This is a genomic window from Paraburkholderia phymatum (assembly GCF_038900715.1).
GTDB lineage: Bacteria > Pseudomonadota > Gammaproteobacteria > Burkholderiales > Burkholderiaceae > Paraburkholderia > Paraburkholderia phymatum_A.
This window is the reverse complement of record NZ_JAYMRZ010000001.1, coordinates 112,142-138,800: the sequence shown is the minus strand read 5'-3', so window position 1 is coordinate 138,800 and position 26,659 is coordinate 112,142. Positions and strand designations below refer to the sequence as shown.

General features: G+C 65.5%; 24 protein-coding genes. 10 read left to right on the top strand and 14 right to left on the bottom strand.

All coding sequences use genetic code 11. From position 1 onward, the window contains the following. Positions 1 to 205: 205 nt before the first annotated feature. From VSR68_RS00595 to VSR68_RS00580, 4 genes are all read right to left on the bottom strand, one after another. The gene (locus tag VSR68_RS00595; RefSeq protein WP_342937958.1) at positions 206 to 697 is read right to left on the bottom strand and encodes a carboxypeptidase regulatory-like domain-containing protein; all 492 of its coding nucleotides are present in this window, start codon (positions 695 to 697) and stop codon (positions 206 to 208) included. A gap of 235 nt (positions 698 to 932) precedes the next feature. Beyond that, on the bottom strand, positions 933 to 2,450 hold the full coding sequence (locus VSR68_RS00590) for a DegQ family serine endoprotease (RefSeq protein WP_342937957.1): 1,518 nt from the start codon (positions 2,448 to 2,450) through the stop codon (positions 933 to 935). A gap of 114 nt (positions 2,451 to 2,564) precedes the next feature. Continuing rightward, entirely contained in the window at positions 2,565 to 3,866 is a 1,302-nt protein-coding gene (locus tag VSR68_RS00585; RefSeq protein WP_342937956.1) for an ATP-binding protein, read from the bottom strand. A 4-nt stretch (positions 3,867 to 3,870) separates the two neighbouring features. Further along, positions 3,871 to 4,533, bottom strand: a complete 663-nt coding sequence (locus VSR68_RS00580; protein WP_342937955.1) for a response regulator — start codon at positions 4,531 to 4,533, stop codon at positions 3,871 to 3,873. A gap of 399 nt (positions 4,534 to 4,932) precedes the next feature. Between VSR68_RS00580 and dacB the strand changes: the two genes are divergently transcribed. The 3 genes from dacB to VSR68_RS00565 all read left to right on the top strand — a co-directional run bounded on the left by dacB (position 4,933) and on the right by VSR68_RS00565 (position 9,042). Next, a complete protein-coding gene (gene dacB, locus VSR68_RS00575; protein ID WP_342937954.1) occupies positions 4,933 to 6,558 on the top strand; it encodes a D-alanyl-D-alanine carboxypeptidase/D-alanyl-D-alanine endopeptidase in 1,626 nt (541 codons plus the stop codon). A gap of 223 nt (positions 6,559 to 6,781) precedes the next feature. Next, a complete protein-coding gene (locus tag VSR68_RS00570) occupies positions 6,782 to 7,702 on the top strand; it encodes a sterol desaturase family protein (protein WP_342937953.1) in 921 nt (306 codons plus the stop codon). A gap of 137 nt (positions 7,703 to 7,839) precedes the next feature. After that, positions 7,840 to 9,042, top strand: coding sequence for an SGNH/GDSL hydrolase family protein (locus tag VSR68_RS00565; RefSeq protein WP_342937952.1), 1,203 nt, complete (start codon positions 7,840 to 7,842; stop codon positions 9,040 to 9,042). Positions 9,043 to 9,214: 172 nt separating this feature from the next. Here the strand turns inward: VSR68_RS00565 and VSR68_RS00560 are convergent, their stop codons facing one another. From VSR68_RS00560 to VSR68_RS00520, 9 genes are all read right to left on the bottom strand, one after another. Beyond that, positions 9,215 to 10,258, bottom strand: coding sequence for an L-threonylcarbamoyladenylate synthase (locus VSR68_RS00560; RefSeq protein ID WP_342937951.1), 1,044 nt, complete (start codon positions 10,256 to 10,258; stop codon positions 9,215 to 9,217). Between the two features lie 12 nt (positions 10,259 to 10,270). Further along, a complete protein-coding gene (locus VSR68_RS00555; protein ID WP_342937950.1) occupies positions 10,271 to 11,479 on the bottom strand; it encodes a 5-(carboxyamino)imidazole ribonucleotide synthase in 1,209 nt (402 codons plus the stop codon). Between the two features lie 97 nt (positions 11,480 to 11,576). Then, the gene (gene purE, locus VSR68_RS00550) at positions 11,577 to 12,095 is read right to left on the bottom strand and encodes a 5-(carboxyamino)imidazole ribonucleotide mutase (RefSeq protein WP_087738774.1); all 519 of its coding nucleotides are present in this window, start codon (positions 12,093 to 12,095) and stop codon (positions 11,577 to 11,579) included. Between the two features lie 28 nt (positions 12,096 to 12,123). Beyond that, positions 12,124 to 13,014, bottom strand: coding sequence for a phosphoribosylaminoimidazolesuccinocarboxamide synthase (locus VSR68_RS00545; protein WP_342937949.1), 891 nt, complete (start codon positions 13,012 to 13,014; stop codon positions 12,124 to 12,126). A gap of 165 nt (positions 13,015 to 13,179) precedes the next feature. Further along, positions 13,180 to 14,244, bottom strand: a complete 1,065-nt coding sequence (fba, locus tag VSR68_RS00540) for a class II fructose-bisphosphate aldolase (protein WP_342937948.1) — start codon at positions 14,242 to 14,244, stop codon at positions 13,180 to 13,182. A 240-nt stretch (positions 14,245 to 14,484) separates the two neighbouring features. Then, the gene (gene pyk, locus VSR68_RS00535; RefSeq protein WP_342937947.1) at positions 14,485 to 15,921 is read right to left on the bottom strand and encodes a pyruvate kinase; all 1,437 of its coding nucleotides are present in this window, start codon (positions 15,919 to 15,921) and stop codon (positions 14,485 to 14,487) included. Between the two features lie 527 nt (positions 15,922 to 16,448). After that, positions 16,449 to 17,642: a phosphoglycerate kinase gene (locus VSR68_RS00530; protein WP_342937946.1), complete on the bottom strand. Its 1,194-nt coding sequence runs from the start codon at positions 17,640 to 17,642 to the stop codon at positions 16,449 to 16,451. Positions 17,643 to 17,848: 206 nt separating this feature from the next. Continuing rightward, positions 17,849 to 18,172, bottom strand: a complete 324-nt coding sequence (locus VSR68_RS00525) for an AzlD domain-containing protein (RefSeq protein WP_087738778.1) — start codon at positions 18,170 to 18,172, stop codon at positions 17,849 to 17,851. After that, positions 18,169 to 18,915, bottom strand: a complete 747-nt coding sequence (locus VSR68_RS00520) for an AzlC family ABC transporter permease (RefSeq protein ID WP_342938418.1) — start codon at positions 18,913 to 18,915, stop codon at positions 18,169 to 18,171. Before VSR68_RS00520 ends, VSR68_RS00525 begins: the two co-directional genes overlap by 4 nt. A 283-nt stretch (positions 18,916 to 19,198) precedes the next feature. Here VSR68_RS00520 and VSR68_RS00515 point away from each other — a divergent pair, with 283 nt between their 5' ends. The 6 genes from VSR68_RS00515 to VSR68_RS00490 all read left to right on the top strand — a co-directional run bounded on the left by VSR68_RS00515 (position 19,199) and on the right by VSR68_RS00490 (position 24,238). After that, positions 19,199 to 20,122 carry a branched-chain amino acid transaminase gene (locus tag VSR68_RS00515; protein WP_342937945.1) on the top strand — a complete coding sequence of 308 codons (924 nt, stop codon included), beginning with the start codon at positions 19,199 to 19,201 and terminating at the stop codon, positions 20,120 to 20,122. A gap of 77 nt (positions 20,123 to 20,199) precedes the next feature. Then, a complete protein-coding gene (locus VSR68_RS00510) occupies positions 20,200 to 20,394 on the top strand; it encodes a zinc-finger domain-containing protein (protein WP_342937944.1) in 195 nt (64 codons plus the stop codon). 193 nt (positions 20,395 to 20,587) lie between these two features. Beyond that, positions 20,588 to 21,613, top strand: coding sequence for a lipopolysaccharide heptosyltransferase II (gene waaF, locus VSR68_RS00505; RefSeq protein WP_342937943.1), 1,026 nt, complete (start codon positions 20,588 to 20,590; stop codon positions 21,611 to 21,613). 419 nt (positions 21,614 to 22,032) lie between these two features. Then, a complete protein-coding gene (locus VSR68_RS00500) occupies positions 22,033 to 22,479 on the top strand; it encodes a nuclear transport factor 2 family protein (RefSeq protein WP_090865533.1) in 447 nt (148 codons plus the stop codon). Between the two features lie 141 nt (positions 22,480 to 22,620). Continuing rightward, the gene (locus VSR68_RS00495; RefSeq protein ID WP_342938417.1) at positions 22,621 to 23,631 is read left to right on the top strand and encodes a hydrolase; all 1,011 of its coding nucleotides are present in this window, start codon (positions 22,621 to 22,623) and stop codon (positions 23,629 to 23,631) included. Continuing rightward, positions 23,624 to 24,238 carry a DUF2946 family protein gene (locus VSR68_RS00490; protein WP_342937942.1) on the top strand — a complete coding sequence of 205 codons (615 nt, stop codon included), beginning with the start codon at positions 23,624 to 23,626 and terminating at the stop codon, positions 24,236 to 24,238. Before VSR68_RS00495 ends, VSR68_RS00490 begins: the two co-directional genes overlap by 8 nt. On the opposite strand, the gene VSR68_RS00485 is transcribed toward VSR68_RS00490, so the two are convergent. Further along, the gene (locus tag VSR68_RS00485) at positions 24,235 to 25,923 is read right to left on the bottom strand and encodes a M48 family metalloprotease (RefSeq protein ID WP_342937941.1); all 1,689 of its coding nucleotides are present in this window, start codon (positions 25,921 to 25,923) and stop codon (positions 24,235 to 24,237) included. The two genes, VSR68_RS00490 and VSR68_RS00485, sit on opposite strands and share 4 nt — an antisense overlap. A 232-nt stretch (positions 25,924 to 26,155) precedes the next feature. Between VSR68_RS00485 and moaC the strand changes: the two genes are divergently transcribed. Continuing rightward, a complete protein-coding gene (gene moaC / locus VSR68_RS00480; RefSeq protein ID WP_342937940.1) occupies positions 26,156 to 26,632 on the top strand; it encodes a cyclic pyranopterin monophosphate synthase MoaC in 477 nt (158 codons plus the stop codon). Positions 26,633 to 26,659 lie beyond the last annotated feature (27 nt).

Genomic DNA, 26,659 nt, shown 5'->3' with positions numbered 1-26,659 from the left:
GGTCTCTACCGATTGCAGACGCGATTGCAGACGCGCACCTGTTGCGCCGCGCCCACGCTGCGCGCAGAAAGGGCGTTCAGCGCTGTCTCGGGCGGACTTTCGGGCAAGCATCGGCCATGCTTCGGGCCGCGCGTCGCACAGCCCCAAAGACCGCCCGCGCACCCGCCGACATTCCCGGCGAGCTTCGCAGGCGAATCCGGTCCGCTTACTGCGTGGCGAAGTAGAAGCCCGCCTTCGCCGTGCCGCTCGCCGGCACCGTGACGGCCTTCGACTGGTCGCGGTCCTTGTAGGAAGCGTGCACGGTGTAGCGACCGGGACGCAACCTGACCAGCATGTAAGGGCCGCGCGAAGTCACGTCGAGCACGTCGGCGCTATGCGCATCGACGATCTTCACCCTGACGTCCGCCAGGTAGTCGGAGCCGGGGCCCGTGAAGCGCAGCGACAACGGCCACTGGCTCTGCGCCGCGAGCAGCGCCTTCGATTCGTCGAGACCGACGCCGCCCGACGTGTACGACACGTCGCCCTGCTGCTGCACCTGCGGCAGGCCGCCGCCGTTGACGTTGCCCGCGCTCGTGTTATCCGTGGTGCTGCCGCCCGTGGTTTCGCTAGCCTGCTGCGCAAAGGCGCCGCCAGCGAGGCCGAGCGTGAGAACTGTCGCGGCCATCATGGCGCGTGTGACGATACGACGATGAATCATTGCGTGGCTCCTTTTTGGGCGATCCCAAACAGTCCTGACGAACTTGCGCATGCAATCTGTATGCCCGTTCATTCGTCATTCCCGCCGTCGCCTTGCAGGGCCGTAAATCGGGCTGGCTCCACGGCACGCGTTGCGCGAGCACATGAAAAAAGCTGCCGCCCTTTTTCCAGGGGCGGCAGCTTTTGCCGGTCGCAGCCGGCCGGCAGTGCAACATCAGCCCGGCGTCAGCCGATCGTCAGCCGAGGTCGACGGGCACGAAGATCTGCGCGTTGTCGCGCTGGATCAGCAGCGCGAGGCTGTTGCCCGCCGCAGTCACTGCCTGCTTCAGCTGATCGACGTTCGACACAGGGCGTCCGTTGACGGCCAGGATCACGTCGCCGGGCTGGATGCCCGCGCTCGCCGCCGCGCCGCCCGCATCCTGCACCAGCAGACCGTGCGATACAGACGCGCTGCTCTTCTCCTGCGGCGTCAGCGGACGCACGGCGACGCCGAGACGCCCTTGCATCTGCGCAGGGCCTTTTTCGTCATTCGACGCGATCTTCGCATCCGACAGCGAGCCGATCGTCACCTTCAAGTCCTTCGTCGACTTGTCGCGCCACACATGGACATCGGCTTGCGTGCCCGGCTTGATGCCCGCGATCTGCGACGGCAGATCCGACGAATCCGTCACGTCCGTGCCGTTCACGGACAGGATCACGTCGCCGGGCTGCAAGCCGGCCTTCGCGGCAGGACCGCCCGGATCGACGGAACTGACGAGCGCGCCTTGCGGCTTCTTCATGCCGAACGAATCTGCGAGCGTCTGGTTCATGCTCTGCACGGCGACGCCGAGACGTCCGCGGCTCACATGACCCGTCTTCACGAGATCGTCCTTGACCTTGATCGCCTCGTTGATCGGGATAGCGAACGAAAGACCCTGGAAGCCGCCCGTCTGCGAATAGATCATCGAGTTGATGCCGATCACTTCGCCTTGCAGATTGAAGAGCGGCCCGCCCGAATTACCCGGATTCACGGGCACGTCGGTCTGGATGAACGGCGTGTAGTTCTCGTTCGGCAGCGAGCGCGACTTCGCGCTGATGATGCCCGACGTCACCGTGTTGTCGAAGCCATACGGCGAGCCGATCGCAACGACCCACTGGCCGACCTTGCTCGCGCGCGGATCGCCGATCTTCACGGTCGGCAGGTCCTTCGCGTCGATCTTCAGGACTGCGACATCCGACTGCTTGTCCGAGCCGACCACCTTCGCCTTGAACTCGCGCTTGTCGGTGAGCTTCACCGTGACGACGTTCGCGCCGTCGACGACGTGCGCATTCGTCAGGACGTACCCGTCGCTGCTGACGATGAAGCCGGAACCGAGGCTCGCGCTCGGTTGATCGCCGCCGTCGTCGCCGCCGCCACCATTGGGGCCTTGCATGCCCGGCATCTGGCCGAAAAAGTGGCGGTAGAACTGATAGAACGGGTCGCTCGGATCGATGGGCAACTGGCCGTTGCCATTGCCGTTGCCGCGCATCGACGCCTGCTTCACGACGTGCTTCGCGCTGATGTTGACGACGGCGGGACCATACGTTTCGACGAGGCCCGAAAAATCGGGAATGCCCGTTTTCGCCGCAGCCTCGGCGGGCATCATCGCGGCGGCCTGCGCGGGCGAGATCACCTGCGGAGCGGGCACGTTGCGGTGGCCCGCCACGTAGCCCGCCGACAAGGCGACAACGACGGCCGCTGCAACGGCGCTACGGGTCAGTATTCTTGCTTTCATCGCGTACTCCTGACTGGGAGAGATTGGACTCTGATGTCTCGAAGAGTACGTGGCGTCGCTTAAATCAATCTTAAACAACGCTAACGGGATGAAAGCCCCGGCCGGGCAGCAAATTCAAAAACGAATGGTGACTTGCAGTCCGCCGGCGGGCGCATCGTCGAGCGTGACGGACGCGTGGTGCTGAAGCGCGATACGCCGCACGATCGCGAGCCCCAGACCGCTGCCCGACACGTCCGTGCGCGCGCGATTCACGCCCGCGCCGACGCGATAGAAACGGTCGAACACGCGCTCCCGCTCGTCGCGCGGAATGCCGGGACCGCTATCGGCGATCTGCACGACCGGCCGGCCGTTTTCGGCGCGCAGGCACACGTCGACGCGCCCGCCGCACGGCGTGTATTTGGTTGCGTTGTCGATCAGGTTGTTGAGCATCACGCGCAGCGCTTCGGCATCGCCGGGGACGGTCGCCCGCTCGCTCGCCTCGATGCCGAGATCGACGCGGCGCTCCTGCGCGAGCGGCAGATAGGCGGTCACGCATTCGTGAACCAGCGCGTCGAGATCGACGGTGGCCGTTGCCGCGTGTCCGTCCGGCTCGGAGCGCGCGAGCGCGAGCAGTTGCTCGGCAAGACGCGTCGCGCGCGTGACACCCGCTTGCAGATCGTCGAGCGCTTCGCGGCGCTCCGTTTCGTCGTGCGCGCGCGCCACCAGTTGCGCCTGAATCTGCACGGCGGCGAGCGGCGTGCGCAGTTCGTGCGCGGCATCGGCGACAAAGGCTTTTTGCGTATCCAGCGCGCCCGCCAGCCGTTCGAGCAGACCGTTCAATGCGCGCACGAGCGGCTGCACTTCGAGCGGCAGACGAGAGTCCGGCAACGGGTCGAGCGCCTCGGGGTGGCGCGCGTCGAGCGCGCCCGTGACGCGCCGCAAAGGCGCAAGCCCGCGCCCGACGACGCCCCACACCGCCACGCCCAACAGCGGCAGCAGAACGATCAGCGGCCACAGCGTGCGCAATGCGACGTTCGCCGCGAGCCGGTTGCGCACCGACACGGGCTGCGCGAGCTGCACGACGTTATCGCCGACGATTGCGCCATACACGCGCCAGTCGCCGCGCTCGGTGCGCTCCGTCGAAAAGCCGAGCTCGGCGCGCGGCGCGAGCGGCGCGCGCGGATGCGAGTAGTACATCAGCACGCCGTTGCGATTCCAGATCTGCAGCACGATGCCTTCGTCGCCCGTATCGCGCGAGCTGAGCACTTGCGAAAACGGCTCGGCGGGCAGCGCGGCGGCGATTTCCTGCAACTGGTAATCGAACAGTTCGTTGGCTTCGGCGAGCGCCTGACGGTAAATTAGCCAGCCCGCAATGCCGACGCCGAGCAACACGATAGCGAGCAGCCAGAACAGCAATTGACGGCGAATCGAACGCATCGTGTCAGGCTTCCTTTGCGATCATGTAGCCGAGACCGCGCACGTTGCGTATCAGCTCCGCGCCGAGCTTCTTGCGCAGCGCGTGGATATAGACCTCGACGGTATTGCTGCCGATTTCTTCGCCCCAGCCGTACATCTTCTCTTCGAGCTGGCTCTTCGACAGCACGGCGCCCGGCCGCGCGAGCAACGCCGCCAGCAGCGCGAACTCGCGCGCGGACAGCGCAACGGGCACGCCATCGAGCGTCACCTGATGCGACGCGGGATCGAGCGTCAGATTGCCGTGGCGAATCGTCGATTCGCTGCGTCCCGACTGACGGCGGATCAGCGCACGCATCCGCGCGCCGAGTTCGTCGAGATCGAACGGCTTGACGAGGTAATCGTCGGCGCCCGCGTCGAGTCCCTTTACTCGGTCCGCGACGGCATCGCGCGCGGTGACGATCAGCACGGGCAACTGATGGCCGCGCGAGCGCAGCGTGCGCAACACGTCGAGGCCGTCGCGCTTGGGCAAGCCGAGATCGAGCAGCACGAGATCGTAGGGCTCGCCCGCCGCCGCGCTCAACGCGGACTCGCCGTCCTGCACCCAGTCGACCGCGAAGCCTTCGCCGCGCAGCGCCTTGCGGACGCCCTCGGCGATCATCCGGTCGTCTTCAACGAGAAGTATGCGCATCGCTTTGTATCCGTGCCGGCTGTTCCGGCCGTTGCATTCCGGGATGGTTTTCCGATGCCAGCATTCTAGCGCCCGAGCGCTGAGCGGATGCCCGATGCATGCACGTTGCATGTCCTCGCGATGCGCCGGCGGACGCGGCGTGGCGCGCGCCAAACGCCGCGCTACACGCCGCACCGTGCGCGCCCCATCATTTTGTTCTCGACGTCACGGCAACTCTCTACAATGAGCGCTTTTGCATCGCGCGTGCGGTCTCTTTCGCTTGCCGGTGCTTGCATTTGCCTTTCCAGGCCGTTCGTTCCAGGCTGCCTGTCATGGTGCTTGCCGCGCCGCCTTTGCGCCGTCCGCCGGTGCGCCGCGACACCCGACTTGCGCTGCTGATCATTCGCCGATTCCTTCTACATGCCGCTCGCCTTCGCTTCACCCGCTTCGTCGTATGCCCGTTCGCTCGGGCGCCGTTTCAGATCGTTGACGGTCTCGCGCGCCGCCGTCGTGCTGTTCGCCTGTTCCGCGCTCGCCGTCGCCGCGCCCGCGCAGGCGCGCAAGAAAGCGCAGCACCCCGCCGTCAACGTCACCACGGTATTGCCCGCGCCCGTCATGGCGGGCTTGCAGCGCGCGCATGTGCCGCTGTCGTCGATCAGCGTCGTCGTCGAGAAGGTCGGCGACCGCACGCCCGTCCTCGCGCTGAACGCGGGCCAGCCGATGATGCCCGCGTCGACGATGAAGCTCGTCACGACCTACGCGGGCCTGTCGATGCTCGGTCCCGACTACCGCTGGAAGACCACGGCCTATGCGCAAGGCGACCTCGACGGCAACGGCGTGCTGCACGGCAATCTGTACATCCAGGGCACGGGCGATCCGAAACTCGTGCCCGAAGAGCTGATCGATCTCGTCCAGAAGATCCACAAGGCGGGCATCACGGGCATCGACGGCGCGCTCGTGCTCGACAAGCGCTTCTTCGATCCGTCGACGCGTGACCTGCCCGCCTTCGACGACGACGTGAACGCGCCGTACAACGTCGGCCCCGATCCGCTGCTGTACGCGTTCAAGTCACTGTCGTTCACGATGTCGCCGAACGACGACGGCAAGGTGCAAATCGACGTGCTGCCCGCGCTCGCGCAATTGCAGATCGACAACGAACTGCACGCGACGCGCGGTCCGTGCCGCGGCGAACTGGTGACGCCGGCCGTCACGCCTGCATCGAATGGTGTCGTCAATGCGTCGTTCGTCGGCGACTATCCGCTGCGCTGTGGCGAGCGCACGGTCAACGTGGCCGTGCTCGATCACACGACGTTCTTCGCGGGCGGCTTCCTCGCGCTGTGGCAGCAGACGGGCGGCACGTTCACTGGCACGACGCGAGAAGGCGCCGTGCCCATCGATGCGAAGCTCGTCGCGACGCACCAGGGTCCGGTGCTGTCGGACATCGTTCACGACATCAACAAGTTCAGCAACAACACGATGGCGCGCAATCTGTTCCTGACGATCGGCGCCGTCACGAACAAGCCGCCCGCGACGCCCGCGAAGTCGGCGGCGGCCATCGAATCGTTCCTGCATCGCAGCGCGATGCCGATGGAATACCTGTCGCTCGACAACGGCTCGGGCCTCTCGCGCAACGAGCACGTCACCGCGCTCGCGCTCGCCGATCTGCTGCAAAGCGCGAACGCGAGTCCCGTCGCGCAGGTGTTCGTCGATTCGCTGCCCGTGGTCGGCGTGGACGGCACGATGCGCAACCGCCTGACGTCGAAGCCCGTCAACGGCAATGCGCACATCAAGACGGGCACGCTGCGCGACGTGCGCGCGATCGCGGGCTACGTTGCTTCCGCAGATGGACAAAGCTACGTGGTGGTCAGCCTGATCAACGATCCGCATGCGGAAGCGGCGCGCGCCGCGCATGACGAACTGCTCGAATGGGTGTACCAGGGGCCTTCGACAATGCTCGCGGAAACAGCCGCGCCGGTCGCTGCGGAACGCAGCGCGGCGCCGCATCGCAAGACCAGGACAAACCCTCAGCGGCGCGGCGCGCACTGAGGATTCCTTCTAGCGAAGCGCTGCGCCGCGCGTCGTGAGGCGTTGTACGCTGTCGGGCAGTATGAAAATGGCGTCGGCAAACCGGTACACGCAGATACAAGCAAGCATCATCGCGCAAGCCGCACACGATGCGCGCCGCTCGTCGAACGACGCCGCATTCAAACAATAAAGACAATGCCGGCCTCCTGAAGGGGGCCGCAGGGACCCTCGGAGGGAGACGTCAATGCAATTCGATGCCGAATTGCTCCTGCTCGCCATGGCGCCGGTCTTTCTCGCGTGCATCGGCTGGGAAGCGTGGCACGTGCGGCGCACGCAACCCGAAGCGCGCATCTACAGCTGGCGCGACACGTTGTGCAATACGGCGCTCGCGCTGATGCATCAAGGCGCCGACAAGCTCGCCTGGCTGTTCGTCATTCCCGTCTATGCGTGGTGCTACGAGCATTACCGTCTCTTCGACTGGCACGTGGGCTGGTTGTCGTTCGCCGTGCTGTTCGTCGCGCAGGACCTGCTCTACTACGTGTTTCATCGCTGCAGCCATCGGGTGCGCTGGCTGTGGGCCGCGCATGTCGTGCATCACTCTTCGGAACGGATGAACTTTTCGACGGCGTTCCGGCAGAGTCTCATGTATCCCGTCGCGGGCATGTGGCTGTTCTGGATTCCACTCGCGTTGCTCGGCTTTCCGCCGAAGCAGATCGTCGGCATCGTGCTGATCAATCTGGCGTTTCAGTTCTTCGTGCATACGCAGGCGATCGGCAAGCTCGGCTGGCTCGAATACGTGCTGAATACGCCGTCGATTCATCGCGTCCATCACGCGCGCAACGACCGCTACATCGATCGCAACTACGCAGGCGTGCTCGTGATCTGGGACCGTCTGTTCGGCAGCTACGTCGGCGAAGACGCCAACGAGGCGCCCGTGTACGGTATCGTCGAGCCGCTGCGCACCTATAACCCGTTGAAGGCGACGTTTCACGAATGGGCGTCGATGGCGTGCGATGTCGCGCGGGTGCGCGGCTGGCGCAACCGGTTGAACGCGCTGTTCGCGCCGCCTGCATGGGCCGCGCAGTATCACGCGAACCTTCGCGGCGTACAAGGCGCGTTTGAATCGGCAGGACGCACGCAGCAGAACAACAACGCGGCCATCTAGCCGTCGCGAATCGAATAACAAGGGAAAGTTTTTGCAAAGCCGTCGCCGCGTCCACACGACGCTGGTCACTGCCTGCATCAGATGGCTCAAGAGACGGATCGCTCGAGGCCAAATACATACGAGGAGATAAAGACCTTATGAAGCAAGCATCGAACAAGACTGGCATCGTGCGCGTGGCACGGATCGCCGTCGCGTGCGCAGCATTCGCGACGCTCGTCGCGTGCGGCGGCAGTGACAACAACAATAACAACGCGAGCAGCACGCCGGCGGGCGGGGTCAAGCTGCAGGTGGTGTCGTTCGGGGACAGTCTGTCGGACGCCGGTACGTACACGCCCGTGATCGCCGCGAACTTCGGCGGCGGGCGCTTCACGACGAACCCCGGTGAAGTGTGGACGCAGAAGGTCGCCGAGTATTACGGCGATACGTTGACGCCCGCCTACGTCGGCGGCTTCGGCCAGCCGCTGAAGGCCACCGGCGGGTTCGGCTACGCGCAAGGCGGCGCCGATGTGGCAAATCCGATCGGCATCGGCTTCGCGCCCAACAACATGGCGGCCACGACCGTGCCCGTCGTGTCGCAGGTCAAGCAATATCTGACGGATCACGGCAGCTTCAACTCGAATCAGCTCGTGCTGATCAACGGCGGCGCAAACGACATCTTGCAGTTGCTGCAGAACACGCAGTTCATGACCAACCTTCAGACTCAGCTCGCGACGGCCACCTCCTCGGAGCAACAGAAGCTGATCATCGCGACGGCGGTCGGCACGCAGCTTCAGACGGCGATCGCGAGCTTCGTGGGCCTGGTCGGCACCACGTTGTCGAACGGTGCGACGCACGTCGTCGTGGTCGATGTGCCGGACATTGGCCTGACGCCGCTTGCGACGGGCGAAGCGGCAGCGAACAACGCGCCGCAACTGCCGACGCTGATCACGGGCATCGTGTCCGCGTACAACGCGCTGGTTGCAAATGGCCTGGCGACGGCCGGAATCGACACGAAGGTGATCAAGGTCAGTTCGTTCAACTGGCTGCATCAGTTGCTCGGCAGCTATCAGGCGCAAGGATTCACCAACGCGACAGGCACGGCCTGCAACATCACGCAGATGGAACAGAACGCAACGGCCTATGCGACGGCGAACCCGTCGGTGCTGGTCGGCGGCATGACGGCGCAGCAGTACGGCCAGCAATTCGGCTCGTCGCTGTTCTGCTCGCCGCAGACGCTGACCGTCGCAGGCGCGGACCAGTCGTATGTCTTCGCGGACACGCTCCATCCGACGACGCACGCGTATGCCGCGTTCGCCACGTTTGTCGAACAGCAGATCGCGGCGACGGGTCTGGGCAAGTAAGCGGAAATCCGGCGCCTGGCGGGAGCGTCGTCCGCTGACGTCCTCCCGTTTGGTTCGATATGAAAAAGCCCGGCTCCTTGCGAGTCGGGCTTGTTCTTTTTGCGCGCTGATTTTGTTTGCGCGTTCGCTCCGGGCATTGCGCGCGAAGCGTCGAAGACGAAGCGTCGAGCCGTCAGGACTCGTGCGCCTCGAATGCGGCCGCCGCCCTGCCGAGCCGGTCGTTGACGGCGATCCACTCGATCGTATCGGGCAACTTCTCGATCAGGATGCGCGACACGTTCGCGCGATCCAGCGCGCGCAGCAAGCCGTACAGATCGCGCGCATAGAGATGCGGGTCTTCCGGCGCGGCGACGAAATGCACGCCGTCCGCCTCGGCCCAGCGTCCCGCGCGCGAGGCACGCGCGACCAGCGCGACGCGCTCGTCGGGCGCGCGCGCGGCGAGCATCGGCTCGAGCACGTCGAACGGCAGCAATGCGAGCGGCGTGCGGGGCGCATAGTGCGCCTTCAGCGTGCCTGACGCGCGCGGCGCGCTCGCATCCGTTCCATCCGGCAGACGCGGCATCTCGCCGAGCACGTCGGCGATGTCTTGCGGCGTCACGTGACCCGGGCGCAGCAGCGCAGGAAATCCGCGCGACAGATCGATGATCGTCGATTCGATACCCACATCCGACGAACCGCCATCGAGCACATGAATCGTATCGCCGAACTCATCGCGCACATGTTGCGCGGTGGTCGGACTGACATGCCCGAAACGGTTCGCGGACGGCGCGGCCACGCCGCCATGTCCGTTGCGCAGCGCGCTGAATGCGTCGAGCAACGCCTGGGCGACGGGATGCGACGGACAGCGCAGTCCAACCGAATCCTGACCGCCGCTCACGGCAGCCGGAATATGCGCGGCACGCTTGAGAATCAGCGTAAGCGGACCCGGCCAGAAGGCATCGATCAGACGCTGTGCATCGGACGGCAGTTGCTCGACCCAGTAATTCGGATCGCCGTTCGGCGCGAGATGCACGATGACGGGATGATTCGCCGGCCTGCCCTTCGCCGCGTAGATGCGCGCGACGGCCTCGGGACTTTCCGCATCGCCGCCCAGCCCATAGACCGTCTCCGTTGGAAACGCTACGAGTTGTCCCGCATCGAGCAGCGCCGCTGAGTACGCGATTTCATCGGCGCCGACGTGCGACGCCGTGTCGGCAGGTTTCGTTTGATCCGGCATGACGGCTACCGCTCAAGTAGTCGGGATATGCAGCAGGCGCGCGCAGTCGCGGGCCGCCGTGCGTGCATGTTCGAGCGTCGCGGCCGTGAAGTTCACGTGGCCCATCTTGCGGCCAGGACGCGCATCTTCTTTCCCATACAGATGCAGACGCGCTTCCGGCATCGCGGCGACTTCATGCCACGGCGGCGTGACGGCCGCGCTCGGCCTTTCACCCTTCGCGTTGACGGGGAACCACACGTCGCCAAGGATATTCAGCATGACGGCGGGCGAATGCTGGCGCGTGTCGCCGAGCGGCATGCCCGTCATCGCGCGCACCTGCTGCTCGAACTGGCTCGTCGCGCACGCGTCGACCGTGTAGTGGCCGGAGTTGTGCGGACGCGGCGCCATTTCGTTCGCGACCAGCGTGCCGTCTTCGAGAATGAAGAACTCGACGCACAGCACGCCGACATAACCCAGTTTGTCAGCGATCTGCAGCGCGGCCAACTGCGCCTGTTCGACGAGCGTCGCGTTGGCGTCCGGCGCGGGCACGATGGTATGCGCCAGCACGCCATGACGATGGGTGTTCTGCGCGAGCGGATAGACGGCCGACGAGCCGTTCGTGCCGCGCGAGATCAGCGCCGACACTTCGAACTTCAACGGCAAGCGCTTTTCGAGCACGCAAGCGACGCCGCCCAGCGACGCATGCGCCGCGCGCACTTCCGCCGCGTTGCCGACGCGCACCTGGCCTTTGCCGTCGTAGCCGAGCCGCGCGGTCTTCAGGATGCCCGGCAGCACGGCTTCGAGTTCGGCATCGTCGAGCGCCGCCAGCGCATCCGACGATTCGATCACGACGTGCGGCGCAACGGGCACACCCGACGACGCGATGAAGCGCTTCTCCGCGATGCGGTCCTGCGCGACGGCGACGCAGCGCCCTGCGGGGCTCACGAACGTCGTGCGCGCGAGAAAATCGAGACTCGCCGCCGGCACGTTCTCGAACTCGGTCGATACCGCCGCGCACAGGCGCGCGAGTTCGGTAAGGGCCGCTTCGTCGTCGTAAGCCGCGCGCAGATGACGATCCGCGACGGCGCCCGCCGGACTGTTTTCATCCGGATCGAGGACGGCGACGCGATAGCCCATCGCCTGCGCGGCAAAGCAGAACATGCGGCCGAGCTGGCCGCCACCAACCATGCCGAGCCATGCGCCGGGCATAATCGGTGATACCGGAGTGTTGTCTGGATTCATCGTGGTGTTCGGTCGCGGCCGATGTGCGTATCGGCCGGTCAAAGCGTTGGACTGCGTTGAACTTCTTCGGGTGCTAGCCGCCGCGAATCTGAAGCGCTTACAGCGGCGGCAGCGTCATCGCGTGAGCCGCTTCGTTCTGGCGCACGCGGAAGGCGGCGAGCTTCTCCGCATATTCCGGCGACGTTCCGCTCAACATCGACACTGCGAACAGCGCCGCATTCGCCGCGCCTGCTTCGCCGATCGCGAACGTCGCGACGGGCACGCCTTTGGGCATCTGCACGATCGAGTGCAGCGAGTCGACGCCCTTCAGATACTTGCTGGCCACGGGCACGCCGAGCACGGGCACCGTCGTCTTCGCGGCCAGCATGCCGGGCAGATGCGCCGCGCCGCCGGCGCCCGCGATAATCGCCCGCACGCCGCGTTCGCGCGCGCTTTCAGCATAGGCGAACATTTCGTCCGGCATGCGGTGTGCCGAGACGACCTTCGCTTCGTACGGCACGCCGAATTCCTGCAGGACGGCGACTGCGTTCTTCATGACTTCCCAGTCGGAGCTGGAACCCATCAGCACGCCGACGAGCGGCGCGTCATGGGTATGTGCTGTCTGAACTTCACTCATGATGTTGCTTGTTCCGTGTGCGTGGCGCTCAGGCGAGCTTCTGACCCGTCAGGCGCTCGAGCGCTTCCTGATACTTCTGCGCCGTCTTCTCGACGACTTCGTCCGGCAGCTTCGGCGCGGGCGGCTCCTTCTTCCAGGGCTGCGTTTCGAGCCAGTCGCGCACGAACTGCTTGTCGAACGACGGCGGGTTCGTGCCGACCTGGTATTGATCGGCCGGCCAGAAGCGCGACGAATCGGCCGTCAGCGCTTCGTCCATCAGATAGAGCTGACCCTTGTCGTCGAGACCGAATTCGAACTTCGTGTCCGCGATGATGATGCCGCGCGTCGCCGCGTAGTCGGCGGCTTCCTTGTACAGGCGGATGGAAATATCCCGGATCGTCGCCGACAGTTCGGTGCCGATGCGGCGCTCCATCTCTTCGTACGTGATGTTTTCGTCGTGGTGGCCCATCTCGGCTTTCGCGGCCGGCGTGAAGATCGGCTCGGGCAGCTTCTGCGCGTTTTGCAGGCCCTCGGGCAGCGTCACGCCGCACACGGCGCCCGTCGCCTGATAGTCCTTCCAGCCGCTGCCGGCCAGATAGCCGCGCACCACGGCTTCGACGAGAATGGGCTCGAGGCGCTTCACGACGACCGCGCGGCCCTTGACCTGCTCGACTTCATCGGGCGCGACGACGGTTTCCGGCGCGACGCCCGTCAGGTGATTCGGCACGACGTGCTTGAGCTTGTCGAACCAGAAGTTGGCCATCTGGTTCAGCACGCGCCCCTTGTCCGGAATCGGCTCGCCCATGACCACGTCGAACGCGGACAGACGGTCCGTCGTGACAATCAGCAACTGGTCGTTGCCCACCGCGTAGTTGTCGCGGACTTTGCCGCGGCCGAGCAGCTGCAGCGAGCGGAGCGTGGATTCGTAAAGGGTAGACATCGTCGTGATTCGCAAAAAGGGGGCTGAAAAACGGCCCGGAACAAAAGGGAAACGCCGTTCCCCGGATCATGCGGGAACGGCGATCGGGCGACAACCTGGCCAGATGGCCAGGCGCCTGATGCTCGTGCAGCGGGCGAGCGGGGCCAAGCCCCGCCCGTGTGCCGCTTAGCGGACGACTTGCGCGAGCTCGCCCGCCTTGTACTTCTCAGCCATCTTGTCCAGCGAGATGGGCTTGATCTTCGACGCCTGGCCTTCGCAGCCGAACGCCAGATAGCGGTCCACGCAGACCTTCTTCGCGGCTTCGCGAGCCGGCTTCAGGTAGTCGCGCGGATCGAACTTCGAAGGGTTCTCGGCCATGTAGCGGCGGATCGCGCCCGTGATGGCCAGACGCAGATCGGTGTCGATGTTGATCTTGCGCACGCCATGCTTGATGCCGATCTGGATTTCCTCGACGGGCACGCCGTAGGTTTCCTTCATGTCGCCGCCGAATTCGCGGATTTCCGCGAGCAGGTCCTGCGGCACCGACGACGAACCGTGCATCACCAGGTGCGTGTTCGGAATGCGCTCGTGAATCTCACGGATGCGCTGAATCGACAGGATATCGCCCGTCGGCTTCTTCGAGAACTTGTACGCGCCGTGCGACGTGCCGATCGCGATCGCCAGTGCGTCGCACTGCGTGAGCTTCACGAAGTCCGCTGCCTGCTCGACGTCGGTCAGAAGCTGTTCGCGCGTCATCGTGCCTTCCGCGCCGTGGCCGTCTTCCTTGTCGCCCTTCATCGTTTCCAGCGAACCGAGCACGCCCAGTTCAGCTTCCACCGTCACGCCGATCGAGTGCGCCGCTTCGACGACCTTGCGCGACACGTCGACGTTGTACTCGTACGACGCCACCGTCTTGCCGTCGGCTTCGAGCGAGCCGTCCATCATCACGCTCGTGAAGCCGCTGCGGATCGCGGCCATGCAGACGGCCGGCGACTGGCCGTGATCCTGGTGCATCACGACGGGAATGTGCGGATACGATTCGATGGCCGCTTCGATCAGATGGCGCAGGAACGGCTCGCCGGCGTACTTACGCGCGCCTGCCGACGCCTGCATGATCACGGGCGCGTTGACCTGATCGGCCGCCGCCATGATCGCCTGCACCTGCTCCAGGTTGTTTACGTTGAATGCCGGAAGGCCATAGCCATGTTCGGCGGCATGGTCCAGCAGTTGACGCATTGATACGAGAGGCATTGATGTACTCCTTAGATTGAAACGAATCCTGTGCCGACGGCATCTATTTATGCAAATTCATGCAATTTTATCGTGAAGCAGACCGTGTCCCGAGCGCACCCTTCCCAAACTGCGTGCGCCGCCTCTCTTTCGGGGACACGGCGCTCTGCTTCACGCGCGCCGTTCGGCTCGCCGTCGCGGTTCCTTTACGGTTCCGCGACGGCTCGTATTTCCTCGCTCTTACGGCGTGCCAGTAAACAATCAGACCGGCTCGCCGACGCGCACGATCTTCAGCGTGTTCGTACCGCCCGCCTGGCCCATCGGCTCGCCGACCGTCAGCACGACCATGTCGCCGCGCGCCGCGTAGCCCTTGCCGACGACCACTTCGAGTGCCTGCTGGAGCGCGATGTCGCGATCGCTGCTGGTGTCGAGATGCAGCGGGTTCACGTTGCGGTAGATCTGCATCGCGCGCTCGCTGCCCTCGCGCGGCGTGAGCGCGAAGATGGGAACGTGCGTCCAGTGGCGCGACATCCACAGCGCCGTCGAGCCCGACTCCGTCAGCGCGACGATCGCCTTCGCGCCGAGGTGATACGCGGTGAAGAGCGCGCCCATTGCAATCGACTGATCGATGCGCGTGAAGGTTCGGTCGAGGAAGTCCTTGTCCAGTTCGACGTGCTCGGACTTCTCGGCTTCGACGCAAATCGCGGCCATCGTTTCGATCGTCTGCACCGGGTACTTGCCCGCCGCCGATTCCGCCGACAGCATCACGGCGTCCGTGCCGTCCAGCACTGCGTTCGCGACGTCGGAGACTTCGGCGCGCGTCGGCACAGGCGCATTGATCATCGATTCCATCATCTGCGTGGCCGTGATGACGAACTTGTTCGCCTCGCGCGCCATCTTGATCATGCGCTTTTGCAGCGCGGGCACGGCCGCGTTGCCGACTTCGACGGCCAGATCGCCGCGCGCGACCATGATGCCGTCTGATGCTTCGAGAATGCCTTGCAGCGCCGGAATCGCCTCGGCGCGCTCGATCTTCGCGATCATCTTCGGCTTGATGCCGTACGGCGCGCCCGCGATGTTCGCGAGCTGGCGCGCCATTTCCATGTCCGTCGCGTTTTTCGGGAACGACACGGCGACATAGTCCGCGCCCAGCGACATCGCCGTGTGGATATCCTCCATGTCCTTCGCGGTCAGCGCGGGCGCCGTCAGGCCGCCGCCCTGGCGGTTGATGCCCTTGTTGTTCGACAGGTCGCCGCCGATCTTCACGACGGTGTGAATCTCGTTGCCGATCACGCGCTGCACGCTCAGCACGATCAGGCCGTCGTTCAGGAGCAGCGTGTCGCCGGCTTTCAGGTCGCGCGGCAGGTCCTTGTAGTCGAGGCCGACGCGCTCGTCGTTGCCGAGTTCGCAGTCGGCGTCGAGGATGAAGGTGTTGCCGGCGACCAGCGTCGTCTTGCCGTTTTCGAACTTGCCGACGCGGATTTTCGGGCCTTGCAGATCGGCCATGATGCCGACTTCATGGCCTGCCTGCCGGGCCGCTGCGCGCACGAACTCCGCGCGCTGACGGTGATCGTCGGCGGTGCCGTGAGAAAAGTTGAGGCGCACCACGTCGGCGCCCGCTTCGATCATTTGCTGCAGGATTTCCTGCGTGCTGGAAGCCGGCCCGATGGTTGCGACAATCTTGGTGGCGCGATGCATGAGTCTCCTCGTTTGGATGAGATCGCTGGGATGAACGTCAGGAGTCGGATGCGGAGGCTGCGCAACGACAGGTGCTACATGGGGTGGTGCGCCGTTCGTTCCCTTCGAACCTTGAAGGCCCGGCGTCATATCGTGGGGGACTGCTGCGAAATCATTAAGCTGCACATAAACCCGCGGCGACGGCTGATCGGCCGCGGGCAAAGACTCATCATCGGCTTCGGTGTGCGAGGCGGGAGACACCGTTGCACTCGAACCGGCCTCTGCTTGCGCGTCTGTCGCGGCGTTTGCGGCGACGGCTTCGGAGGCCAGTTCCGTATTCTGTTCTGCTCGATCCGTGCGATCTGAGCGGTCTGCGGCAACGGCTGCGGTCTGTGCCGCTGGCGCGTTGCCCGGAGGTTGCAAAGCCGCCTGCGCGGCGGCCTCGGGTTGCAGCGCTTTTGCGGAGCGCGCTGCGCGCTCCCCTGCCGCTGCCGTGCGCGACGCGTTGCGCGTCTTCTGAGGCTTGTTGGGGGAGCGCGTCGCCATTATCAGGCTCGCGATTCCAGCACGGCGACGGCCGGCAGCTTCTTGCCCTCGAGGAACTCGAGGAATGCGCCGCCGCCCGTCGAGATATAGCTCACCTTGTCGTGGATGCCGTACTTGGCGATGGCCGCGAGCGTATCGCCGCCGCCCGCGATCGAGTACGCCGACGACTTCGCGATCGCTTCAGCCAGCGTCTTCGTGCCGTTGCCGAACTGGTCGAACTCGAACACACCGACAGGGCCGTTCCAGACGATCGTGCCCGCCCTCTCCAGCTGCGACGCGAGCGCCTTCGCCGTTTCCGGTCCGATGTCGAGGATCATGTCGTCGTCCTGCACATCGGCGACCTTCTTGATTTCGGCCTTGGCCGTCGGCGAAAACTCCTTGGCCGTGACCACGTCGCTCGGAATCGGCACCGATGCGCCGCGCGCCTTCGCCGATTCGATGATCGCCTTCGCTTCGTCGACGAGATCCGCTTCGACGAGCGACTTGCCGATCTTCAGACCGGCCGCGAGCATGAACGTGTTCGCGATGCCGCCGCCGACGATCAGCTGGTCGACCTTGTCGGCCAGCGATTTCAGGATGGTCAGCTTGGTCGACACCTTCGAGCCCGCGACGATCGCCACCAGCGGACGCTTCGGCGAGCCGAGCGCCTTGCCCAGCGCTTCGAGTTCGGCGGCGAGCAGCGGGCCCGCGCACGCGATGCTCGCGTACTTCGCGATGCCATGCGTCGTCGCTTCGGCGCGGTGCGCAGTGCCGAACGCGTCGTTCACGTAGACGTCGCAGAGCTTCGCCATTTTCTGCGCGAGCTCGTCGGAATCCTTCTTCTCGCCCTTGTTCACGCGGCAGTTTTCGAGCAGCACGACCTGGCCCGGCGCGACGTTCACGCCGTTCTCGACCCACTGCGACACGAGCGGCACGTCGCGGCCGAGCAATTCGGACAGGCGCTTCGCAACGGGCGCGAGCGAGTCCTCGGGCTTGAAGTCGCCTTCCGTCGGGCGGCCCAGGTGCGACGTGACCATGACGGCCGCGCCGGCGTCCAGTGCGGACTTGATGGCGGGCACGGAAGCGCGGATGCGGGTGTCTTCGGTGATGTTGCCGGCGTCGTCCTGTGGCACGTTCAGGTCGGCGCGGATGAAGACGCGTTTGCCGGATAGCTTGCCTTCGGCGATCAGATCGGAGAGACGCAATACCTGTTTCATGATTCGTATGCGAGTTGATTGGAAGGCGGTGCGGACGCTGCGCGAACGGCCTCTCGCGAACGGTGCCGGCGGCTTCGCGCGTGTTCCGGGAGACGGGTATTTTAACCGATCGACAGACCGATCTAACCCGTGGCGCGAGAATCCCGGTATTTGGCGGCGCCAGCGGGGCCCGACAGGTTATTGCACTGCAACATCCGCACGCCGCGTCAGAAGATCAGCCGCAACGCCGTGAACACCAGCATCCCGACGACGATCGTGCCCAGCATCGTGCGCCGCCAGAGGAACCACGCGAGGCCCGCGAGCGTGCCGTACAGCTCGTGATTCGACAGCGCGACGGACACGCCGCTGTCCGTCACCAGCACGTCCGGCACGACGACGGCCGCGAGCGCCGCCGCGGGGGCGTAGCGCAGCATCCGTTGCGCGCGCTCGGGCAAAACCGTGCGCTCACCCCCGATCAGAAACAGCGCGCGTGTCAGCGCTGTGACAAACGTCATGCCGATGATCGCAAGCCAGATCTGCAGCGTGGTCATCGCGGGTTCTCCGTGCTGTTGCGGATGCGGCGCAAGTCGGCGCGCTCTACCATCGCATCGGCGGCGCTGCCGGCGACGATCGCCGACAGGACGGCGAGCGGCAGCGCAAGCCGGTACGGCAGGTCGAACGCGATCAGCGCGACGATGCCCGCGACGCTGACGGCCGCGAGCGTCGAGCGCGACGAGATCGCCGATACCATCACGGGAATCAGCGCGAGCGTGCCCGCGAGCGAAAGGCCCCAGTTATCGGGAAAGAGGCTCGCGAGCAGAATGCCGACGATCGACGACACCTGCCACGACAGCCAGCTGGAGACGGCCATGCCCCAGAAATACGCTTCCTTGCCGGGCACATAGCCCGTCGCGAACGCCTTCTTCTGGAACAGCAGATAGATGACATCGCCGTTGAAGTAGCCGACGAGCAGCCGCCGGTACAGCGGCAGATACGAAAAATGCGGCGCGAGACCGGCGCTGAAGATAACGAAACGCGTGTTGACCATCGCGGCGGTCAGCAGAATGGTCCACACGGGCAGCTTCGCGAGCATCAGCGGCAGCACGGCCAGTTGCGACGAGCCCGCGTAGACCAGCAGCGACATGCCGAGCGATTGCGGCACCGTCATCACCGATTTGCTCATTGCGATGCCTGTCACGAGACCCCAGGAGAAGATCGCCATCAAGGTCGGCGAGTAGGCGCGCATGCCATCACGGAAGGCACGGCGATCGAGATCGGACAGGCGAGCGAGCATGAGGCGAGGCAATGCGGCGCGATGGACGCCGCGACGGCTGGAGGTCAGCGCCAGATCGTGAGGCAGCCGCTGGCGCATGCGGTTTTCTTTTCAGCGACCGCCGGATTATAGCGTCCAAGGTGCCCGCGAATGCCCGTTGCCTGTGCAAATGACGGTAAAATATCGCGTTTGCCGCGTGTCCCCGGCGCTTTGTGTAGTCGGCGCGCCACGCGCATCGCGCGTCACAACAAGTCCGTACATGTTGGAACGTTAGAACCCGAACCCGCACCGCCTGGAGAACCGTATGTCAATGGCCGACCGCGACGGCAAGATCTGGATGGATGGCAAGCTCATCGAATGGCGCGACGCCAAAATCCACGTCCTCACCCATACGCTGCACTATGGGATGGGCGTCTTCGAGGGCGTGCGCGCGTACAAGACGGTCGACGGCGGTACGTCGATCTTCCGTCTGAAAGAGCACACCAAGCGCCTGCTCAACTCGGCCAAGATCTTCCAGATGGACGTGCCGTTCGACCACGAAACGCTCGCCGCCGCGCAGCGCGAAGTCGTGCGCGAGAACAAGCTGGAGTCGTGCTATCTGCGCCCGATCATCTGGGTCGGCTCGGAAAAGCTGGGCGTGTCGGCAAAGGGCAATACCATTCACGTAGCGATCGCCGCCTGGCCGTGGGGCGCGTATCTCGGCGAAGACGGCATCAAGAAGGGCATCCGCGTGAAGACGTCGTCGTTCACGCGCCATCACGTGAACGTGTCGATGGTCCGCGCGAAGGCGTCGGGCTGGTACGTGAACTCGATCCTCGCGAACCAGGAAGCCACCGCCGACGGCTACGACGAAGCACTGCTGCTCGACGTCGACGGCTATGTGTCGGAAGGCTCGGGCGAGAACTTCTTCCTCGTGAACAACGGCAAGCTGTACACGCCCGACCTGTCGTCGTGCCTCGACGGCATCACGCGCGACACCGTCATCACGCTGGCGAAGGACGCGGGCATCGAGGTGATCGAAAAGCGCATCACGCGCGACGAAGTCTATACGGCCGACGAAGCCTTCTTCACCGGCACGGCCGCCGAAGTCACGCCCATCCGCGAACTCGACAACCGCACGATCGGCTCGGGCGCGCGCGGCCCGATCACGGAGAAGCTGCAATCGGCGTTCTTCGACATCGTAAACGGCAAGAGCGAGAAATACGCGCACTGGCTCACGAAGATCTGAATTCCGCGGGCGCGGCGGCCACACGTGAAGGCAAACGCCAGCCGCGCCTGCTCTTTGCATACAACGAGAAAGTCCCTATGAGTGAAATCAAGGAAATGCCGCTGGTCGAACTGTCGGCGAAAGATCTTCCTGCGTACTGCCCGAACCCGTCGATGCCGCGCTGGAGCAACCATCCCCGCGTCTTTATCGACGTGTCGCACGGCGAAGCGCGCTGCCCTTACTGCAGCACGCGCTACAAGCTGCGCGACGGCGAAGTGATCAAGGGTCACTGATCCGCGCACCGCTTCGTCTGCGGCACGGGCTGCGGCGCCACGCGTCGTCCGGCAACTCGCGCGGGAAGCCGGACTTCTCGCGGCGCACGCCGAAATAGCCTGAGCCGTAGCGTAGTCCACTGTTCCTGACAACCCCGGCTCCGCGCGCCTCGTGCGCGCGGCGCTTTATTTTCGACATCGGAAACTCCCCCTGATGCGTCGCGCGTTGGTTATCGCACCGAACTGGATCGGTGACGCATTGATGGCGCAGCCTTTGTTCGCGCGCCTCGTGAAATTGCATCCGCGTATCGCGATCGACGCGGTCGCGCCCAGCTGGGTCGCGCCCATCCTCGAGCGGATGCCTGAAATCCGCGACGTCTACGCGACCGATCTCGCGCACGGCAAGCTGCAGATGCTGCGCCGCTGGCAACTGGCGAGCGATCTGCGCGACGTAGGCTATGACGCTGCCTATGTGCTGCCGAATTCGCTGAAGTCGGCGCTGATTCCGTGGATGGCGGGCATTCCGCTACGCATCGGCTATACGGGCGAAAGCCGCTACGGTCTGCTGAACGTGCGGCACGCAAACCCGCGCAAGGACGAGCGTCCGCCGATGGTCGGCCAGTACGCGGCGCTCGCCTACGCGCCCGGCGCGAAAGTGCCCGACGACCTGACGCAGCCCCGGCTCGACGCCGACCTGAACGAGGCCGCGCGCGTCTCTTCCCGCTTCAACCTGGACACGCGCGTGCCGCTGCTGGTGTTCTGCCCCGGCGCCGAGTACGGCCCCGCGAAGCGCTGGCCGCCCGAGCATTTCGCGGCGCTCGCGCAGATGGTCGGCCAGTCGTTTCCGTACACGAAGATCGTCGCGCTCGGCTCGCCGAAAGACGCGCCCATCGCGCAGGCGATCGCCGACCGCGCGCCGAACGTGCGCAACCTGTGCGGCCAGACGGCGCTCGGCGAAGCGAGCGCGCTGATCTCGCGGGCGAGCGCCGTCGTGACCAACGACTCCGGGCTGATGCACGTCGCAGCGGCGCTGCGCCGTCCGCTCGTCGCCGTCTACGGATCGACCGATCCGCGCCACACGCCGCCCTTGTCGGAGCTCGCAAAGGTACAATGGCTGCATCTCGAGTGCAGTCCGTGCTTCCAGCGCGAGTGTCCGCTGGGCCATCTGAATTGCCTGCGGCAACTGAGCGCCGAGCAGGTGTTCGACGATCTGCGCGGCATGCTGCTCGCGCAACGCTGAGCGTTCGGGCCGCGCCGCCTGTCGAAACGCCTGCTGTGTGTTCGCAGGAAAGCATCGCGGGCAGGTCGACGGCCATCGGTCGTGTGTTGTGTGCGAAGCGCGCCGCGTCCGCTCGATGCGTCATGCTCGCGTCTTGCAGCGCGGGCATGCTGGCGGATGGCCTTGCAGGCGCGTTGGGAAAGGCCCGGAAAAAGTCGCCTGAAAACAGGCCGGAGAGTTGGCCCGGAATCGACCTGAAATCGACTTGGAATCCATCCGGAATCGACCTGAATTCGGCCCGGAAACTGTTCTGGAAAAGGCGTGGAAAAAGCCTGTGCATCCGTGCCACGAGCCAGCCCGCGCGAACTGTGCCGCTGAGGCACGAGACGCCGACCACTGACCCGCAACCGCGCGCCTTGCGCGCAAGAGACTGACGAGCCATGCCACGTTTTGCCCACATCTTCGAAGCCGCTGCGGACACGTTGAACGCCTACTACCAGGCGGTCGCGGAGGTCAATATCGACAGCTTGATGGGCCTGTGGATCGACGAGGAATTCGTCAGCTGCATCTGCGCCGATGGCTCGCATCTGCACGGCCTCGACGCGATCCGCGCGGGCCTTACGCTTCAGCTCGAAGCGCAGCCCGTCTCGATCGAACCGCTCGACATCCGCGTCTACGACAGCCTGGGCACCGTCGTTTATGCGATTGCCGAAGCGCACCGTCCGGCGGACCCGGCGGCCATTCCGTCGATGATCTTCACGACCTATGTGATGGTCCACGAGCGCGGCGAATGGAAGATCGCGCATATCCACGCGAGTGCGATGCCGAACGAAACGGCCACGCAGTTTGCTGCCAAAATGAGACATGGTCAGGGCGCGCTGCACTGAAGCGCGCCGCGAGACCCGCTTTTCCGAAGCCTCGCCTTGGGGCTTCGCTCGAATACCGGTGTTGGCATGAGCACGACCCACGACAAGAAAGCTTCTTCCAGACCGGCCCTCGATGCAGCGGCGGCGGTCCTGGAGGCTGCGATGGGAGCGCCCGTCGAGGCGACGGTCGACCTGCTCTACCGTGCCCCGCTCTGGCTGCCCAACAGCCATATCCAGACGATCGTTCCCGCCCTGTTCGGCCGCCGTCCCGTGGTCGCTTACCGGCGCGAACGTTGGGATACCCCCGACGGCGATTTCATCGATCTCGACTGGCTCGCGCCCGATCCCCTCACCGGCTATCGCGCGCGCCCTGACGCGCCGCTTTTCGTGCTGTTTCACGGACTCGAAGGCAGCTCGGACTCGCATTACGCGCGCACGCTGATGGCGGCCGCCTACGCGCGTGGCTGGCTCGGCGTCGTGCCGCACTTTCGCAGTTGCAGCGGTTCGATGAACCTGTTGCCGCGCTTCTACCATCTCGCCGACAGCAGCGAAGTGGACTGGGTGCTGCGCCGTCTGCGCGAGATGCACACGGGGCCGATCGTGGCGGCGGGCGTGTCGCTGGGCGGCAACGTGCTGCTGCGCTGGCTCGGCGAGCGCCGCGAGGATGCGTCGATCATCGCGGCGGCCGCGGCGATCTCCGCGCCGCTCGACGTGCACGCCGGGGGCCGCGCGCTGTCGCAAGGCCTGGGCATGATCTATACGCGCAGCTTCCTGAAGACGCTCAAGCAGAAGGCGCAGCAAAAGCTCGCGCAGTATCCGGGGCTGTTCGATCTCGACGATGTGCTCGCGAGCCGCACGATGTATGAGTTCGACGACGTCGTGACGGCGCCCTTGCACGGCTTCCGCAATGCCGACGACTATTGGACCCGCGCGACCAGCCGCCCGCTGCTGCCGGAAATCACGGTGCCGACGCTCGTGCTGAATGCGCGCAACGACCCTTTCCTGCCCGGCGCCGCGCTGCCGTCGCGCAGCGAGGTATCATCGGCGGTGCAACTCGATCAACCGGAGCATGGCGGACACGTCGGCTTCATGACGGGCCCTTTCCCTGGCCGTATCGACTGGCTTTCGCGCCGCGTCTTCGGCTACTTCGATCCGTTCACGCATCATGGATGACATCGTCAGGCAGGCACTCGCCAAATGGCCGAACGTGCCGCATTGCACCGGCTGGCTGCTGCTCGACAGGCGCGGCAACTGGCGCATGCGCGACGAAGCGGCGCAAGCGGCAGGCGCGCTCGGCGAGCCGATCCGCCACACGGCGCTGCTCGGCTTCATCAACCGCAACTACGAAGCCGATGACAAGGGCCAATGGTTCTTCCAGAACGGCCCGCAGCGCGTGTACGTCGAACTCGTCTACACGCCGTTCGTCGTGCGGCTTTCCACCGACGACGCGACCGGCAAGCTCGCGCTGACCGATCAGGCGGGCGCGGCGTTCGAACCCGCCGCAGCGTATCTCGACGACGAAGGCGGCATTCTCTTCACGGACGAATCTGCGCCCGCGCGCATCGCGGTCCTGCACGATCACGATCTCGACCTGTTCTCCGAACATGCCGAACTCGCCGACGACGGACGCAGCGGCCAGTTCCTCTGGCGCGACGATATCGCGTTGCGGCTACAGCCAGTACGCAAGGCCGACGTCGAGAAGCGCTTCGGATTCGTCGCAAGCCCAGCTACACGCGCCACAGCAGAGGCAGCCTCCGCCTCGGACAATTCCGCGCGCTAGCTGCTGTTCTTTTCGTCGTCGCGCTCTTCCTTGTAGCGCGCCTCCAGTTCATGCAGACGCGCATCGATGGTTGACAGGTCGTAGTAGCCGACCGACTTGATGTCGCGCGCTTCCTTGAGCTGCCGGATCGCCGACGGCCACGCCCCTTCCAGCGCGAATTTCTCCGCCAGCGCGCGATGCTGCGTCAGCGCATCGCCCGTGCCGACGCTCGCCTGCGCGAGATAGCGCCACCAGACGGGCTGCTGCGGATCGGCGCGCGTCTCGCGCAGCGCCTGCGCTTGCGCCTCGCCGAAACGGCGCGCGGTGAGGAGCGTCTGCAGATGCATGTCGATGGCCGCGTGCGATTGCGGCCAGCGCTTTTGCGCGAGTTCCGCGAGACGCACGGCTTCGTCGTTGCGGCCGGCGCGCCGCGCGATATCGACGGCGAGCACGTCGAGGCTCGGCGAACTGCGCGTCGCGTCGCCCTCCGCGCGCTCGGCCGACTCGAACGCCGCGCGCGCATTGGCGAGCGCTGCGGCAGCGTCGTCGTAACGTTCGAGCAGCGTCTGCGCGTAGGCGATGCCGTACCAGTTGCCCGCCACGTTGATCGCGGTGCGGTCCTCGATCTCCGTGCGCATGCGCGAAATGTCGTCCGCGTACTCGCTGCGCGAGCGGTCCTGGAGCACGCGTGCCCGCGCGCGCACGAACGCATATTCCGACGACTGGTGCGGCTGCCGGTACGGCGAGCGGCGCGCGCGGTCGGACATGTCGGCGATACGCTCGCCCGTCAGCGGGTGCGTGCGCGCGTAGGCGGGCGCGCCGGCGTCGCTCATCGACGCGCGATCGAGCCGCTCGAAGAACGCAACCATCCCGTACGGGTCGTAGCCCGCGCCCGCAAGCAGCTGAAAGCCGACGCGGTCCGCTTCATGCTCGGCCGCGCGCGAGAAGCGCAACTGGTTGTCGACGGCGTAGGCCTGGCCGCCGACGGCGATCGCGCTGCCCAGATCGCCGCTATGAGCGAGAACGCCCGCCAGCACGCCGAGCAGCATGCCCGCCAGCGCCGCGTAGCCGCTGTGCTCGCCCGCCGTGATCATGCGCGCGATGTGCCGCTGCAGCACGTGGCCCATTTCGTGGCCGAGCACCGATGCGAGTTCCGATTCCGTCTGGGTCGCGACGATCAGGCCCGTGTTCACGCCGATAAAACCGCCCGGCAGCGAGAACGCGTTGACCTGCGCATCGCGCATCGCGAACAGATCGAAGTCCGGACGATAGCCGCCGACGTACTGCGCGACCGCGGCGGCGGCCAGCTTCGTGGCGATCGAGTTCAGATAGTCGCGCACGAGCCAGTCGTCGAGATAGTCGGGATCGCTGCGGATTTCGCGCATCACGCGCTCGCCGAGCTTGCGCTCGGCTTGAGGCGTGAGCGTTCCGCCGGAGCCGTCGCCGAGGTCCGGCAGCTGTTGCGTCGACATCGGCGCACGCAGGCTCGCATTGCCGCCGGGGTTGCCGGAGAGGCGCGCCTGCGCGCCGCCATACATGCCGAACACGCCTTGCGCGATGTCGTGCGGCACGGAGGCATCGCCATACGCGTCGAGCGGCCCCGTGACGAGCGGCAGCTCAGAGGTATTCGACGGCTGCGCGATGATCGCGGGCGGAACGGCGAGCGTGACGGACAACAACGCAGCGATAAACCGTTTCAGACGCATTGCGGACGATGGGCGAAATCGAAAGCGGCGTAAGGAGCCGGAAGGAACGGGCCTCTTGCGATTGTACCGAGTGCAACGGATGCACAGGCTTCCTGAAACGCCTGGGCGGCGGCTCACGCGCGATCGAGCGCGGCTAGGCGATGTGGGTTATCGTGAATCGATGGCAATCCGCACCCGGGAGCCCGGCGGCATCCTGCGCTGCTATGATAGGCGCCCTCTGAAGGAGCCAACCATGTCCGAACTCACTCATTTCGACGCAGCCGGCCAGGCGCATATGGTGGACGTCGGCGGCAAAGCGGAAACGAAACGCATCGCGGTCGCGCGCGGGTCGATCCGCATGCTGCCCGCGACGTTCGAGCTGATCCGCAAAGGCGAAGCGAAGAAAGGAGATGTGATCGGCGTCGCGCGCATCGCTGCGATCCAGGGCGCCAAGCGCACTGCCGATCTGATTCCGCTCTGCCATCCGCTCGCGCTCACGCGCGTGGCCGTCGCTTTCGAACTCGACGAGACCGCGCCCGCCGTGCATTGCCGCGTGCAGGTCGAGACGCTGGGGCGCACGGGTGTCGAGATGGAGGCGCTGACGGCCGTTCAGGTCGGCCTTCTCACTGTCTACGACATGTGCAAGGCGGTGGATCGCGGGATGACCATCACCGATGTGAAGGTGCTGGAAAAGCACGGCGGCAAGTCAGGGGATTGGGTGGCGCAGTGACGGCGCGCTGCGCGCCGCTCACGTTTC